This is a genomic window from Gemmatimonadaceae bacterium (assembly GCA_037721215.1).
In the GTDB taxonomy this organism is placed as follows: Bacteria; Gemmatimonadota; Gemmatimonadetes; order Gemmatimonadales; family Gemmatimonadaceae; genus UBA4720.
This window is the reverse complement of record JBBJNV010000009.1, coordinates 55,136-70,685: the sequence shown is the minus strand read 5'-3', so window position 1 is coordinate 70,685 and position 15,550 is coordinate 55,136. Positions and strand designations below refer to the sequence as shown.

The 15,550-nt window shown below is 60.1% G+C and carries 13 protein-coding genes; 12 read left to right on the top strand and 1 reads right to left on the bottom strand.

The features are described from left to right. Positions 1 to 22 precede the first annotated feature (22 nt). From rfbB to WKF55_06295, 11 genes are all read left to right on the top strand, one after another. Positions 23 to 1,063: a dTDP-glucose 4,6-dehydratase gene (rfbB, locus tag WKF55_06345; GenBank protein ID MEJ7759197.1), complete on the top strand. Its 1,041-nt coding sequence runs from the start codon at positions 23 to 25 to the stop codon at positions 1,061 to 1,063. Further along, on the top strand, positions 1,060 to 2,364 hold the full coding sequence (locus WKF55_06340) for an O-antigen polymerase (protein MEJ7759196.1): 1,305 nt from the start codon (positions 1,060 to 1,062) through the stop codon (positions 2,362 to 2,364). The genes rfbB and WKF55_06340 overlap by 4 nt, the downstream gene beginning before the upstream one ends. Before the next feature lie 28 nt (positions 2,365 to 2,392). After that, on the top strand, positions 2,393 to 3,397 hold the full coding sequence (locus WKF55_06335; GenBank protein ID MEJ7759195.1) for a hypothetical protein: 1,005 nt from the start codon (positions 2,393 to 2,395) through the stop codon (positions 3,395 to 3,397). A 316-nt stretch (positions 3,398 to 3,713) separates the two neighbouring features. Continuing rightward, the gene (locus WKF55_06330) at positions 3,714 to 4,910 is read left to right on the top strand and encodes a DegT/DnrJ/EryC1/StrS family aminotransferase (protein ID MEJ7759194.1); all 1,197 of its coding nucleotides are present in this window, start codon (positions 3,714 to 3,716) and stop codon (positions 4,908 to 4,910) included. Further along, on the top strand, positions 4,907 to 6,172 hold the full coding sequence (locus WKF55_06325; protein ID MEJ7759193.1) for a glycosyltransferase family 4 protein: 1,266 nt from the start codon (positions 4,907 to 4,909) through the stop codon (positions 6,170 to 6,172). Before WKF55_06330 ends, WKF55_06325 begins: the two co-directional genes overlap by 4 nt. Then, positions 6,162 to 6,962, top strand: coding sequence for a class I SAM-dependent methyltransferase (locus tag WKF55_06320; protein MEJ7759192.1), 801 nt, complete (start codon positions 6,162 to 6,164; stop codon positions 6,960 to 6,962). Before WKF55_06325 ends, WKF55_06320 begins: the two co-directional genes overlap by 11 nt. A gap of 11 nt (positions 6,963 to 6,973) precedes the next feature. Beyond that, positions 6,974 to 7,861 (top strand): hypothetical protein, encoded by an 888-nt coding sequence (locus tag WKF55_06315; protein MEJ7759191.1) that lies wholly within the window; start codon positions 6,974 to 6,976, stop codon positions 7,859 to 7,861. Between the two features lie 134 nt (positions 7,862 to 7,995). Next, positions 7,996 to 9,126: a DegT/DnrJ/EryC1/StrS family aminotransferase gene (locus WKF55_06310; protein ID MEJ7759190.1), complete on the top strand. Its 1,131-nt coding sequence runs from the start codon at positions 7,996 to 7,998 to the stop codon at positions 9,124 to 9,126. A 124-nt stretch (positions 9,127 to 9,250) separates the two neighbouring features. Then, the gene (locus WKF55_06305) at positions 9,251 to 10,198 is read left to right on the top strand and encodes a thiamine pyrophosphate-dependent dehydrogenase E1 component subunit alpha (protein ID MEJ7759189.1); all 948 of its coding nucleotides are present in this window, start codon (positions 9,251 to 9,253) and stop codon (positions 10,196 to 10,198) included. After that, positions 10,195 to 11,208: a transketolase C-terminal domain-containing protein gene (locus WKF55_06300; GenBank protein MEJ7759188.1), complete on the top strand. Its 1,014-nt coding sequence runs from the start codon at positions 10,195 to 10,197 to the stop codon at positions 11,206 to 11,208. The genes WKF55_06305 and WKF55_06300 overlap by 4 nt, the downstream gene beginning before the upstream one ends. Further along, positions 11,205 to 11,945, top strand: a complete 741-nt coding sequence (locus WKF55_06295) for a sugar transferase (GenBank protein ID MEJ7759187.1) — start codon at positions 11,205 to 11,207, stop codon at positions 11,943 to 11,945. The genes WKF55_06300 and WKF55_06295 overlap by 4 nt, the downstream gene beginning before the upstream one ends. 22 nt (positions 11,946 to 11,967) lie before the next feature. Here the strand turns inward: WKF55_06295 and WKF55_06290 are convergent, their stop codons facing one another. Further along, complete coding sequence (locus WKF55_06290; protein ID MEJ7759186.1) at positions 11,968 to 13,632, bottom strand: hypothetical protein; 1,665 nt, start codon at positions 13,630 to 13,632, stop codon at positions 11,968 to 11,970. A 170-nt stretch (positions 13,633 to 13,802) separates the two neighbouring features. On the opposite strand from WKF55_06290, the gene WKF55_06285 reads away from it, so the two are divergent. After that, complete coding sequence (locus WKF55_06285; GenBank protein MEJ7759185.1) at positions 13,803 to 15,533, top strand: capsule assembly Wzi family protein; 1,731 nt, start codon at positions 13,803 to 13,805, stop codon at positions 15,531 to 15,533. Positions 15,534 to 15,550 lie beyond the last annotated feature (17 nt).

The following is a 15,550-nucleotide window of genomic DNA, read 5'->3' as shown; positions in this document are numbered from 1 at the left end:
TGACTTCGACGCTGGAGCGCGGGTGACACCACCGGCAGTGCATGTGCCCCGCTCAATTCTCATCACCGGCGGCGCCGGATTCATCGGCGCCAACTTCGTTGAACATGTGCTTGCAACCGATGCGGAAGCACGCGTCACGACGCTCGATGCATTGACGTATGCAGGGTCACTCGACAACCTCGATGAGGTCATCGCCAATCCCAGGCACGATTTTGTCCGGGGTGATATCACTGACGCGTCGATGGTACGATCGATTGTCGCGGACCGTCGAATCGACACAATCGTGCACTTCGCTGCCGAATCCCACGTTGACAGATCGATCTCCGGGCCGGCCGCGTTCATCGGCACCAATATCGTGGGCACGTTCACACTGCTCGAAGCAGCGCGAAGCGAGTGGACGGGTCATTCACGTGCGAGACCCGTCCGCTTCCATCATGTATCGACCGACGAGGTTTTCGGAAGCCTGAACGAAACCGACCCGCCCTTCGTCGAGTCAACTCCCTACGCACCCAACTCGCCTTATTCGGCGAGCAAGGCAGGCTCGGACCATCTCGTCCGGGCGTACCATCATACGTATGGGCTCCCATGCGTCGTGACAAATTGTTCGAACAACTACGGGCCCTACCAGCATCCTGAGAAATTCATTCCAACGGTCATCCGATCGGCGGTCGCCGGCCTGCCGATCCCCATTTACGGCGCGGGCCTCAATGTTCGTGACTGGCTCCATGTTTCAGATCATTGCCGCGCAATCGACACCGTCGTTCGCCGCGGCAGAGTCGGTCAGACTTACCTCGTGGGCGGCAGAAGCGAGCACAGGAATATCGATATCGCGCGCCAGATATGCGGCATACTGGACGAGCTGAAACCACGCAGCAGCGGCACGTACGACGAGTTGCTGACCACGGTCACGGACCGGGCCGGACACGACTTCCGGTACGCCATCGATTGCGGATTGATCGAATCAGAGCTGGGGTGGCGTGCGGAGGAGACGTTCGAGAGCGGAATCAATAAGACAGTGCGGTGGTATCTTGCGAACCCACGCCACCTGGAGCGGCCGCTTTGAGCGGTCCGACGACTGCGGCGCTCGTTCTTTCCACCGGTCTCATTGGCTGGGCCATCCTGATGCGGCTTGCGGTGGGCACGTGGCTGCAGCCTGCGGCTTTCTTTCCCCTGTGGTGGTGCTTCGCCGGCATTGCTCCGCTGATACTTGCGCCAAATGAACCGGTGGGCCCCAACGCAATCGTCTGGCTGATGGCGGCCAGCGTCGCCGTTAGCCTGGGCGGTATTGCCGGAAACGGTGGTCTTCGTACCCGCATGCTCGTGCGATACCAGCCAGCGACGGACCGCGAGCTCCGGATGTTTGGAGCGGTCCTCGTTGTATCGATCGTATTTGGCACAATATCGAACATCGTGTATCTCACCGGCTCTGGCATCCCGCTGACGGAGGTATTGAACCTAGAGCGGCTCGTTGTCGTGTCGAATCAGCTGTACGTTGCACGCTACGCCGAAACGGGAGCACCATCACCGCCCGCGATAAGCCAGGCGCTGCTCCCGTTCGTCTATCTGGCACCGGCCGTTGGCGGAACGCTCTTCATCCTGCGAAACGAGCGCTTATGGAAGACACTTTGCCTTTTTTCGTTCGTACCGGCCATCATCGTCACCATCCTACAGACCACCAAGGCGGCCGTTCTCTTCAGTCTGTCGCTGTGGCTTGCAGGGTATTTCTCCGCACGGCTTCGCTTCGGCCGGTTGTCCGTTTTTACATGGCCTCACCTTCTTGTCGCAGCCGCCCTCACGTCAGTCGTTACAGCGTTCTTTTTTGCGATAGGCCTGGCGCGAATGGCATCGACCGACGTTGCCCTGCTCAACATCGTGCTCGTGAAGCTGGTCACGGCGGCCTTCGGGCACATGACGGTGTTTTCGCAGTGGCTGGCCGAGTACACGTCACAGCCCCTTGACCCCAGCTTCGGGAAAGTGACATTTGCCGGGCCCCTGGAGATGCTGGGATATCAACAGCGCATTCCGGGAATTTTTTCGAATGCCATCGATCTTATCGTGGGGGAATCGAGCAACATCTACACTGCGTTCAGGCCGCTGATTCAGGACTTCAGCATCCCCGGGGCGCTGCTCGTTCTGGCGCTGGTCGGCTTTGTTGGAGGAACGGGCTTCCGCCTTGTGGCCGCCGGAAACTGGAGCGCGGTGCCGTTGTTGATCGGGACCTACCTTACCGTCTTGTGGTCTCCAATCACCTGGTTCTGGATATACAACAGCTTGACTGCTACTGTGCTTGCAATCGGCTTGCTTGGCTGGTTCATCAGAGCCTGGCGAGGCAGCCGGCAAAACGCATTGTCCCCAGGGATATAATTTGGCGGTGCAACTGAGAGAGACTTACGTGGAGGAGGGAGTAGACGCACTGACACTGCTCACGCCGCTGATCGAGAAGCGGCGTCAGATCGTGCTGGGCGTTTTCCTCATATCAGCCGTCGTGGGAGGGTGGGCCTTCGCGATGCCCCGCAAGTACAAGGCTGAGCTATCACTGACACCGGTAATGAACAACAGGTCCTCACCCGCGCTTGGTGGAATTGCCGCGCTTGCGGGGGCGACGTTGAATACAGGATATCAGCTCACTCCAGCAAGGATGGTGGAACTGCTGAAGTCGCGAAAAGTGCTTGCCCGCGTGGGTTTCTCGCCAGTAAAACCCGGATCGGATCAACGCCTTGTCGACCGAATGCTCGACGAGCGATACGTGGTGAATGATGACGAAGATGTTCAGAAGCGAATCAACAGATTGATGACGGTCGGCTCAAACAAGGAAACCGGCACGATCACCCTCGCAGTGTCCCACCGCGATAGCGCGCTTGCAAGGATGATCGCCGCACGTGTCGTCGACACCGCCAGCCAGATTTTCGTTGAGACCTCCCGCGCGCAGGCCCAGCAGCTGCGCTTGGCGCAGGAGGCACGCGTCGCCAATGCCGGCTCACAGCTGGCAGCCGCCGAAAACCGGCTGCGGGAGTTCAACTTCGGTAATCGCGCGACGCCGTCATTCTCGATTGCCGGCGTGGAGCGGGAGCGCATCATGCGCGAGATCCGGTTTGCGGAGCAGTCGTTCACACAGGCGACGATAGAACGCGATGCCGCGTTTGCGAGAGAACTGGAAGCCACGCCGACCGTCATTGTGCATGATCCGCTGCCTGGCAAGCTCCCAAAGGTGCGGAAGCGCGTCATCGTCAAGACCATCATCGCCGCGGTTGCCAGCTTTGTCGCGTTGTCGCTCCTGGTGATGATCACGGACATGATGCGCCGCCGGCTGCGCAGGAGGGACGTGGAAAGCGACCGCTTTCGCCAGGCGGTGTCGACGCTGCCGCGCCTTCGTGGCCGCAACCCTGATTTACTGTAGCAGTATGATCCTAAATCCGCTGACAGGCCCTCCTCCGCGTTAGCCCCTCCCAAGCAACACGTGCGTGGCGACCTGTTCTCTGGATATCTGAACGATCCCGCCTTACCCATCCAATAGCCGCGCGGGCGCCCGTGATCGCCAGAATTGAAGCGCAAAAGATCCTGAGCCTCGCTGGCCGTGGGCCCGTCCGAAAAAATACACCGCTACTCACATCCAAAACGATCTACGCGATCAAATGGAACACTTCGAGACCGGCCCCTAGCATTACATCCCTCTCGCAATTATGCCTATACATCCCGATGCCCTCAGCCTTCGCATGACCAATGTCGCCCGCCTGTCGCAGGCTCCTGAAAGCAGCATTTCCGATCTCAACCGCCTGACCTACTTCCGTGGCCGTGTGGCACTCGCAGCTATTCTGCGAGGGCTTGGCGTCAAGCGGGGCGACGAGGTCATCATTCAAGCGTTCACCTGCATCGCCGTCCCGGAGGCGATACTGAGCCTGGGTGCGATTCCATGCTATGCGGATGTTGCGGCCGGGTCTCCGAACATGGATCCTGACGATCTGCGTCGAAAAATCGGGACGCGGACTCGCGCGATTGTCATCCAGCACACGTTCGGCCTGCCAGCGGACGTCTCGAGACTTGTTGCCGTCGCCAGCGCGATGGATATCCCGATCGTTGAGGATTGTGCGCACACGATAGCCTCGCGCGTCGACGGGCGTCGGGTGGGATCATTCGGAGCCGCAGCCTTTTATTCCTACGAGGCATCCAAGCCCGTTTTCATCGGCATCGGGGGTAGCGCCGTCAGTAATGATGCGGCGCTCTCAGGGGTGCTGATGCGCGACTACGAGCGGCGATATGTTCAGCCTTCCAGGCTTGTGCAGCTGCAGCTCGACGCCATGCGCCTTGCTCACCGCGTAACATACCGGCCGTCGACGTACTGGACTGTACGCGCGGTTTTCCGCGCCGTCGTGGCCACTGGCATGATCCGGGGGAATTACAACAAGGTTGCGGCCGTCGCCGCGCCTGGCGGATCCGAGTCGGCCGCGGGCCACGTTACGGGATCGCCGGATTTCACTCTGCGCATGGGCAATCGACAGTCGGTGTTGCTGCGCAGCGAGCTGGCGGACATTGACAGGCAGAGCGCACACCGCCGTTGGGTCGCAGAGCAGTACCGCGCGCGAATTACTGCGGAAGACGTGGCCCACCTGCCGCTTCCCTCGGGAGCCGAACCGGTGTTCGGCCGCTATCCGCTGCTTGCCGACGATCGTCCGGAGCTGCTGGCACGCGCGCGCAACGCGAAAGTGGAGCTTGCCGATTTCTATTCGACGCCGGTGCATCCCCTCAAAGGCGACGCACTGCGTGACGTCGCTTACGAGCCAGGGTCATGCCCGCGGGCGGAATGGATCGCTGACCGCATTGTATCGCTGCCAACGGGTATGCAGGTCAACGACGGGCAGGTGCGACGCGCCGTAAACTGCCTCAATGCCTATTCGATGGAGTCAAGCGCGTGAAGGTGTGGCTGGTTCACGTTGGCGAGCCGCTTCCCATCGACGCGCTCAATGAACGCCAACTCCGAATGAGCCTCTTCGCAACGACGCTCGCCCAGCTCGGGCACGATGTCGTGTGGTGGTCGTCGACATTCGATCATACTCACAAACGCCAGCGATTCATGAAGGACACGATTGTTCCTGTGGGCAATCGGCTGACCCTTCAATTGATGCATGCCAGACCCTACATGTCCAACATCTCCCTCAGCCGACTGGTGAATCATCGTCAGCTGGCTCAGGCGTTCGTGCGCATCTCTGGCCAGGTGGATCCCGGAGCGAGGCCGGATGTGATTTTTGCCAGCATGCCGACGCTGGAGCTTTCTGCAGCGGCCACAAAATACGGCCGCAGGCTCGGAATTCCGGTGGTCGTCGATGTGCGAGATCTACACCCCGATATCTATCAATCGCTCGTGCCAGGCGTCGTCAGGCCGCTCGCCAGGCTTGCGCTGGCCCCGTTGTACCGGGATCTGAGAACGTCGGTGCGTCTTGCGACAGGACTGATTGCGATCGCGCCCTCGTTTCTTGCATGGGCACTTCGCCACGCTGGCCGGCCCGTCAGCGCAACGGATGCTGTATTCCCGCTAGCCTATCCGGATCTCGTGACATCGGACCATGAACTCCGTGAAGCTGCCAATCGGCTCAAAGCGGCCGGGGTTCGATCCGACCGGAAGATTGTGTGGTACGTCGGGACGTTCAATCGCTGGATTGATCTGGAGACCCCCATCCGCGCTGCACGCATTCTGGCGGAACAGGGCCGCTCCGACATTCAGTTCGTGCTCAGCGGTTCCGGAGGATTCGACTCCGACTGGCGAGCCCTTGCCGCGTCACTGCCCAATGTCGTGTTCACCGGCTGGATCGACATCCCCGGTATCGCTCACATGCGGAGCATTGCGTGGGCTGGTCTCGCCCCGTACAGGCCCGGATTCAACACCGTTGGCAACAAGCTGTTCGAGTACATGGCTGGCGGTCTTCCCGTTCTGCTCAGCATTGGCGGCGATGCCAAAGAGCTCATCGAGAAGCACGACTGCGGCATCGCCTACGCCGGTGCCGACCCTGACAGTCTTGTGGATGCAGTCAACCAGCTGGGGAGTGAGGGGGTGCAGCGTCGTATGTCGGCGAACAGCCTCGAGGCATACCGGAGTCATTTTTCAGCCGACAAGGTCTACGCCGATATGGCAGACTTCGTCCTGAGCTTCACAAAAAATCAGGTCGCCAATGCGCGCTGATCCTGGCGCGGCTTCTCATCTCATCGGGCCGGCGATAACGGACGTCGCCGGTGAGCCCGCTGGTTCTACCCAGATCGCGCGGCTCGTTGCGCGGTATCACTGGACAGCTGGTTATTGCAACAATCGCGTCGTGCTCGAAGTGGCATGTGGCACCGGCCAGGGATTGGGCCTGCTGCAATCGCGCGCGCGCAAGGTTTATGGATGCGACCTCAGCGCGGAAAACCTGAGCAGCGCCCGTCAAACGCACGGCACCGAGGTCGCTCTGATTCGAACGGACGCGGAGCGCCTGCCAGTGGCGGACGAATCGCTCGACGTGGTCGTGCTCCTCGAGACGATCTACTTCCTTCCGTCACCGTCCGAGTTTCTGAAGGAAGCGCGCCGCGTGCTAGTGCCTGGCGGGCACCTTCTCGTGTCGTCCATCAACAAGGACTGTCCGGATTTCAACCCCAACCATCCGCTGTATTTCGAGCGATACGGGGTAATCGATCTCGTGCGGGAGTTCCGTAAGCACGGCTTCACCCCGGAATGTTTTGGGATCATTCCCATGAATGAGCCGTCGATAAGAACCAAGGCGTTTCGGCCTTTCAAGCGGCTTGCGGTGCGTCTCAACATGATTCCGGAAAGCATGCAGGCCCGGCGCGTCCTTAAGCGGATCGTCTTTGGCCGTCTCCAACCAATGCCGACGGACATTGCATTGATTCCGGGCCCGGATGTCGCACCGGTGCAACTCGAGATCAATCGCCCCGACGCCGTGCACCAGGTGATACTCTGTGCTGGCCGGCTGGGGTAGCGCTCGAACTCGTGACACTCGTTAGCCGGTCAGACGCGGAAACTGCGCCAAACATCGTGATCATCACGGTGCAGTACAAAAATGTTGCCGACACTGCCTCGTTCGTTGCGTGTCTGGGTCGTATCGAGGGTATTGCCGGTTGCGAGCTTATCATTGTGGACAACGATTCGACCGGAGCGGATTCGGCGGAACTGCAAAAAATCTGCGATAACGCGCCTTGTGCGGTCCGCCTTATCCGGCCGCGGCGCAATCTCTACTACTGGGGCGGCGCAGCGGTTGCAATTGAAGCCTTGTCTGGGTCGGGAATGCCGCACCCGCAGTGGCTGATCGTCTGTAACAACGACGTCGATATCAAAGATCCGTGGTTTCTTAGGCGGCTCCGATCGCTGGATCCGTCGAGCTACCCTATTGTCGCGCCCACCATCATTTCCGAAGCGACCGGCAAGGACCAGAATCCGTTTCTGATCGAGCCAGCAGGCCCCCTGAAACGGCTGAAGTGGCGCATTTACGACGTCGATTACCGCGTTGCGACAGCTATGCTTGCGACACATCGTGTCATGAAGCACGCCACGATGCGGGTTGCCGCGCGGTATTCGCCGCTTCGTCGCGCGCGTCAAGGCGAAGCGGCACAGCGAAAGATCTATGCACCCCACGGGGCGTTTGTCATTTTCTCGAAGGCGTTCTTCGATTCGGGCGCAGTGCTCGACACGACGGTGCCGATGTTTGCGGAAGAGTTGACCCTTGCCGCCGTGGCGCACGATCTGAAGCTGGGGGTCTGGCACGTTCCCGACCTCAAGGTATCGCACCGCGAGCACAGCACCACCGGCGTGCAGTTGACGGAACCCAAGTACGAATTGGAACGCATGGCTCGAAAGCACTATTTCAGCCTCACGGTTTGAAGGGGTACACTGGCACTCCCGGCCTCAGGTGAGATAAATTGCACCCTGACAAACAGTTGGCGAGTTGAGCACTTTCTCGCGAAGCGTCGCCGGGCTCTCCGCCACCCGTTTCGGAAACTGATTCGCATCAAAGCATGACAGCCCCCTCGTCCACCTCGATGTCGATTCCCTTTTTCCGGTATCCTCATCTTTTCGCTCAGCAGCGAGATGAGATACTTGCTGTCATGACGGCCGTCATGGACAGGGGCGCGTTCATACTTCAGAGCGATCTCGTCGAGTTCGAGACTGCGCTGGCAGGCTTTACGGGGACGAAGTACGGGCTTGGTGTCGCCAACGGGACCGATGCGCTGATCATCGCGCTGAGAGCAGCGGGAATCGGTTCTGGCGACGAAGTCATAGTGCCATCACACACCTATGTCGCATCAGCGGCTTCCATTCACTTTGCCGGGGCCACGCCTGTCCTCGTGGAATGTGGAGCCGACCATATGATCGACCCCGCATCGGCAGCGGCAGCAGTGACTTCGCGTACACGTGCGATCATGCCCGTCCAGCTGAACGGCCGCACCTGCGACATGGCTGCGATCCAGACGATTGCCAGCCGGCACCAGCTCCTTATCATCGAAGACGCAGCTCAGGCGCTCGGGTCGAAGTTCAAAGGTCGCAACGCCGGAAGTTTCGGCGCCGCCGCCGAATTCAGTTTTTATCCGGCAAAAATCCTGGGCTGTTTTGGTGATGGCGGGGGGTTGACGACGAACGATCCGGAGATGGCGAGAATGATGGGATTGCTGCGTGACCACGGCCGCGACGACAGCGGGACAGTTGTCACGTGGGGATTGAATTCACGGCTGGACAACCTCCACGCGGCGGTTCTCAACGTGAAGTTCCGGCAAATGCACAGCGAGATCGACCGCCGCCGCCAAATCGCGCGACTCTACCGCGAGGGCCTTGGCATGATTGACGATCTCGTCCTGCCTGCCGGCCCGGATAACGATCCGGATCATTTCGACGTCTACCAGAACTACGAGGTCGAGTCTGGACGTCGTGACGAGCTCCGCGCTCAGCTCGAAAAGGATGGGGTTCGGACGATAATCCAGTGGGCAGGCAAACCCGTGCATCAGTTCGAGGGGCTCGGCTTCAAGAACGTTCGACTGCCGTTCACGGACCTGCTCTTTACGCGATGCTTCCTCCTGCCGATGAATACGTCCCTTACGGATGATGAAGTGGAATACATCTGCGACCGCGTCAGGAGCTTCTATCTCAGTTAGCATTGGCTCCAACGCTCACCGTGATGCATCGTCGCTTGGGATCCTCGCCGATGCAGAACGGTACCATGAGCCCATCTCGATAGACCGGGACGATACGGAAGCGCTGTTGCCGGGATTGCAACGGATGATACTGATCCGGGTTGTAGAGGAAAAAATTGGCGATATGGTCTCGCAAGGCGTCGTGAAATGCCCCTGTCACCTTGCCATCGGGCAGGAGGCGCCGGCCGTTGGCGTAGCGGGATTTGTCAGGCAGGGCGACCGAGTATTCGGGGCCCACCGCTCGCACGGGCACTATCTCGCTCTCGGGGGCTCACCGCACGGACTGCTTGCGGAAGTTCAGGGCAAGGACACAGGGGTGTCGCGCGGAATGGGTGGATCCATGCACCTCATCGATATCCCGAACGGCTTGTTCGGCACCGTGCCAATTGTCGGGGCCACCATTCCGATCGCCGTTGGTGCCGGCCTCGCCGCAAAGATGGACGGTCGGGGAGAAATGGCAGTCTCTTTCTTCGGAGACGGGGCGACCGAGGAAGGTGCGTTCCACGAGTCGATGAATCTGGCGGCGGTACTGAAGGCCCCGGTGCTTTTCGTCTGCGAAAACAATTTTTTCTCCAGCCATCTGCACATCAATCTGCGTCAGCCGGACTCCTCGGTTTGCCGTTACGCGGAGGCGCATCGGGTGGCATGGGCCCGCGCCGACGGCAACGATCTGGTGGCGGTACGCGCAGTTACAAAGGAAGCGGTGGATGCAATTCGTGCCGGCGAGGGACCACGCTTCCTCGAGCTCGTTACATATCGGTGGCGCGGGCACGTTGGTCACCGTGAGGACGAGGATGTCGGAGTAAAGCGAAAGGATGACCTCACGCGCTGGAAGCTGCGTGACCCCATCAGCCGGCTGGCAGTTGCGCTGGACAAGCTCGGCACGCTCAACCGCCAGCAGCTGAAAAGCTACTGGACCGACGCACACGCGGTCGTCGAAGAAGCGTGGGCAACCGCGACTCACGACGGTTACCCGCCCGCGAAGGCGTTGCTGACTCGCGTCTACAGCGGCACCATGGCCCAGAAGCGTTGAAGCAGGCGCCAGTGACCACCGGGTACGGCGCCGCCATTCGTGATGGCTTCGAGTATCTGCTGGCGAGTCATCCTTCGGTATTTACAATTGGCCAGGGATTGTGGAGCCCGTGGTACGTCGGCAACTCGATGACCGACCTCGATAGCCAGTTTGGGCGCGAGCGCGTGATCGACACGCCGGTGTCCGAGCTTGGATGCACCGGAGCTGCACTGGGCGCCGCTCTCTGCGGATACCGCCCAATCGTCATTCATCCGCGGGTCGACTTCATGCTGCTCGCGGTCGATCAGATCGTCACTCAGGCCGCAAAGTGGCGATCGATGTTTGGCGGACAGGTGTCCGCTCCAATTACTATCCGGGCGATCATAAACCGCGGGGGCGAACAGGGCGCTCAGCATTCACAGTCACTGCAATCCTGGTTCGCTCACATCCCCGGTTTACGAGTGGTGATGCCGTCGACACCGACGGACGCACGCGACCTTCTTATCGCGAGTGTCCTGTCCGATGATCCAGTGCTGTACCTCGATGACAGATGGCTCTACGGACTTGAAGAAGAGCTCCCTCCGATTGAAGAGCGGAACCTTGCGAGCGAGGGCCCGCGCCTCACCCGGTCGGGGCAGGATTTGACGCTCGTGGGTTGCAGCTACAGCGCGCACCTGTGCCGCGAGGCCGCGGCGCGGCTTAGCGCAAATGGAATCGAATGCGATGTCATCGATATCAGAGTGCTCAACCCGCTCGATGCAACTCTGATGATCAAGTCAGTGAGGAAAACGGGGCGTGTGCTGGCGGTGGACGGTGACTGGCGAAGCTGTGGCATGGCTGCTGAGGTTATCGCGTCAATCGTCGAAGCCGTCGATCCCCGACTCATGCGCGCATCGCCGCGGAGAGTGACTCTCCCTGACGCACCTGCGCCAACGAGTAATCCGCTCGAGCGCAGCTACTATCCCACCGTCGATTACATCGTCCAGCGCGGACTCGCGCTCGTCGGAGCACAGCAAGAAACGTTCGAATGAAGCGTACGCTGGACATCGCGGTTGCGCTCGCTGGACTCGTCGCGCTGCTGCCGCTTCTTGTCGTACTCTCGATCGCAATTTATCTGCAGGATTATCACTCGCCTTTCTACATCGCAAACCGCGTTGGGCGGGGTGAGAGAACGTTCCGGATGGTGAAGTTCCGCTCGATGGTAATTCGCGCCGACACCTCCGGTGTCGACTCGACTGCTGGCAACGATCCGCGCATCACGTCACTGGGCAGATTTATCCGCCGGTTCAAGCTCGACGAGATTCCACAGCTGTGGAATGTGCTGCGCGGCGAAATGTCGCTTGTTGGCCCGCGACCGAACGTCGAGCGCGAGACCGCGCTCTACACCCCCGATGAAAAACAGCTGCTGACTGTACGCCCGGGTATCACCGATCTCGCATCGATAGTATTTGCGGATGAAGGCGAGATACTGGAAGGAAGTGACGACCCCGATCTCAGATACAATCAGGTCATACGTCCGTGGAAATCGCGGCTCGGTCTTTTATACGTGAATGCTCATCCAAGCATCGCGCGTGACCTGAGGGTGATTCACCTGACGGTATTGGGGGCAATGAACCGCGCAAGTGCACTCGTTGCCGTACACGCGATGGCCAGCGGACTCGGCGCGACGCCTGAACTACTCGAAATCGTCAAGCGCGAGCGGCCATTGCCGGCCGGCCCCCCTCCCGGCGCAACGCAAATCGTGCGAAGTCGCGCCGCTGTCGCCTAGGATCGCTGCGAAGCAGCGCTTGTCAGAATCCGAACGTCGTAAGCGTGACCGCCAGATATCTGTTCGACCGGTCGCTCCCTTCGCCGCCCCCTTCACAGCTCAATTTGTTCTGAAAGAACGAATTGTACCGGCTTGCTGACGCGTAATCGGCCGAGAAGCGAAAGTAGCTGCTGGAGTAGCTCGCCCGCAAACCCGGGTATACAGTGACGTCGTGGCCGCAGCGGTGGGCGTACGTTTGCCGGAAGAACGCGTCGTTGTTGAAGCGAATGCGACCGATATTGAGGCCGAACTGCCACGGTCCGTTGTAGTAGTCACCAGCCACCCATTGGCCGGATGAGCCGGGGCCCAGTCCTGCTCCGAGCAGCTGGCCTTCGTTCGTGTAACCCTGAGCGACGGCGCGGCTGGTGTAAAATGAACCACCGGGACGAAATCGGTAGGAGGTGCTTTGCTCGACGTTGGTGAGCTCACCCTGAATTCGAAGCCGCGATCCCTCCGTCCCAAGTGGGCGCACCCACTGGAGGCCTGCGGAATATCCCCGCGTATGATTCGGCTGTTCAAAAAAATCCCGGGGCGAAATGGGTAGTTCGGCTCTACCCCACTCGACATAGCTTTCGAGGCCGAACCGTGGCAAGGCCCATCGGGCGAAAACCGACAGTATCTGATCGGGGCCGGTCACAGTTGCCGAATCGTCTATCGCACGGGCATTGGGATGACCTGTGTTCCTGAGGACGTCGAACGCGCTCGCGGGGACCTCGCTGTAACCGTTGGCCGGGGCAAACACAGAACGCGTCGCCCCTAGTGTCAGCCCCGACGCTGCGTTTCTCCTCCAGGTCACCGCGAGAGCGCTCAGCGAGCGTACATCGTCGGTGATATCGTCGTTAAAAAAGTCCGACTCCTTCAGCCCGCCTACTATCCACCGCCCTTCGAGAAGCCCGAGAAAAGTCTCAACCGGCCGACCGGTTCGCAGAAACGCATGCGGGAATCCAGGTGCGTTGTCACTCATCACAATCGGATTCCGTATTGCCGGGCCCCACCACTCGTTTTCGGTTGCCGCGCCTGCCTGAATTGGCCCTGCCGAGAACGTGACCGACGACTGACCGCCCGAGATCTTGCTCATTGACTTATCGCCGAAACGGTATGGCATGTCCGCTGAGTACGGATAGATATTGAACGGCGATGAGAACCGGCTGCGACCGGCCGGAAGTGGCTGGGCAAATCGCTCGTCGATTGGATTGATCGAAAGTCGGTTGTTGGCTGAGTAAGCGAACTCCGGGATGGCCACAACCCGGATGGGGCCAAGAGTCGCCGTGAACCCGCCAAGGATGCGCGCGTTCGCGCCCTTTCCCGCCCAGAGCGAGCCATCGTTCTGACCGAACGGGAGCTCGCTGTTGGCGATAAAGGTGAACTGTGGAAAGACGATGGTGAATGCGCGCGCCGCAGTACCGGCAGGGCGGGCATCCATGAGGGACGACGTTGATCGCAGCATGAGACCGCCCAACGGGGCACGGCCTTCCAGTTGAGCGAGTCGCAATCTGTCGACGGAGTCTCCGCTGACGGTGATGACTCCCTGGGTCAACGCGATCGGTTCCGGGGCAGCCTGTGCACCCGATCGCTCAGGCGCGCCGATCAAGAGGACGTTCAACGACGCGGCAAAGATAAAACGCTGCAAGCGCAGGTCTGGACGCATTTTAGATGAAAATATGGTAAATTGTCGCGCGATGCGGATCGGGCCAAGGCGAATTGCTTGCTCCACGTCGTGCGCGACAGTAACTATACTGGCTGTCCGCATCGGCGCGGCACGCGTTAAGCTAGCGCTCGCGCCAGAGCCCTGCAAACCTTCCGTTAAGAGTGAGAGTAATGAGTAAAGTCTGTCCCGTTGCCCGGGTGCTGCTTATCCCTGGCGGGACTCGAGCCGTTTCGTGGTGCAGAGGTCCGGCGCAGGCATACATGCTTGTGGCGGCGATGGCGCTGGTGAACACACCTGCGTATGGCCAGTCCAATGCCGGGGGCCGAAGCGAAGTTTTTGCCGGAAGCGAGATGGAAAGCTATCTGCGGTACATTCAGACAGCTGGCAAGTCGCCTCCCTATACATGGAGCATACGCGGGTTCTCTCCGTCGGAGGTGGACGGTCTGGCGTCGACAGACGCGCGTCATCCATGGGCCGCAAGGTACTCTCTGGGCAGGCAGTCACGAACCGGATTTACATGGGACTACATACGTCCCACGCTGGGGTTTTCGGTGAATTCCGCTTACCCCTTCGGAGGGAACGATGGGGTCGTGTGGACGGGTAAGGGACTGACGACGACGTTCCAGGCCGGGGTGGCCGCACGCTACGGGGCATTTTCAGCGACGTTGGCACCCGTGGCTTTCCGGGCGGAGAACCAGTCGTTTCCATTGCTGTCCAACGGCCTCAACGGACGCCTTCGCTTTGCCGACGGACAGTTTCCATTCGGAATCGATCGTCCGCAGCGGTTTGGGACCGCTCCTTACACCCGGATTGATCTTGGCGAGAGCACCATCCGGGTGGATGCCGGGGGAGTCGGTGCCGGGCTGTCGACGGCGAGCCAATGGTGGGGCCCGACTACGGTGTATCCGTATGTGCTAGGCAACAATGCCGGCGGGTTTCCGCACGCGTTCATCGGTTCTTCCCGTCCTGCCAGCATCGGTATCGGATCACTCCACGGCCGTCTCGTTTACGGTACGCTCGATCAATCGCCTTACTCTTCGGTGACAGGGCCCGATTATTTCCAGAATTTCGAGCTGCCAGGCAAGCGTCGCTTTATGGCTGGGCTCGTCGGCGTTGCTCAGATTCGGGGCATAAGAGGCCTCGAGATCGGAGGAACCCGCTTCTTCCACGCGGCAACCCAGGAAAGCGGTTTCTCAGCGAGCAACCTCAAGCTGCCGCTTCAGAATATCTTCAAGCGGCGCCTCCAGGCCGAAGACACTGTTGTGCTCGGCGACAACACGAGTCTGAGAGAAAACCAGCTTGCCTCGCTATTCCTGAGATGGGCTCCGCCCGCGAGTGGCTTCGAGGTTTACGGAGAGTACGGACGCGAAGACTTTGCCGCCGATCTCCGCGATCTTCTCTTGGAGCCCGATCACGCGGCGACGACCAATATCGGATTCAGAAAGGCCTGGCTCGGACCTGTCGTAATGAACGCAATTCGCGGTGAGGTTTTCACATTCGAAGCCTCGGCGGGCACGCGCACGCGTGGAGAGGGCTCCATCTATCTGCACGCGCCGCTTCGCCAGGGACACACCAACCGCGGTCAGATGCTTGGAGCAAACGTTGGACCGGGTAGCGGCTCGGCGCAGATGTTCGCCTTCGACCGGTTTACGCAGCGAGGGCGGATTACGGCCTTTGTATCGAGGGTGACCAATCGGGAACTTCAATCGCCGGGGTACGTGACCGGGCCAGCCATAGCCAAGCCGGTTGACGTCCAGAACTCCCTGGGCACAGAGGTGGGTCGATTCGTCGGACCGTTTGACATTACAGGAAAAGCTGTCGTTACGTCGAATTTAAATCGTAATTTCAGGGGGGACAGGTTGAATGGTACGCTGGCTCTGGTGGTCAGGCAGAATTTCTGACGGTCGGCGTGAGTAGC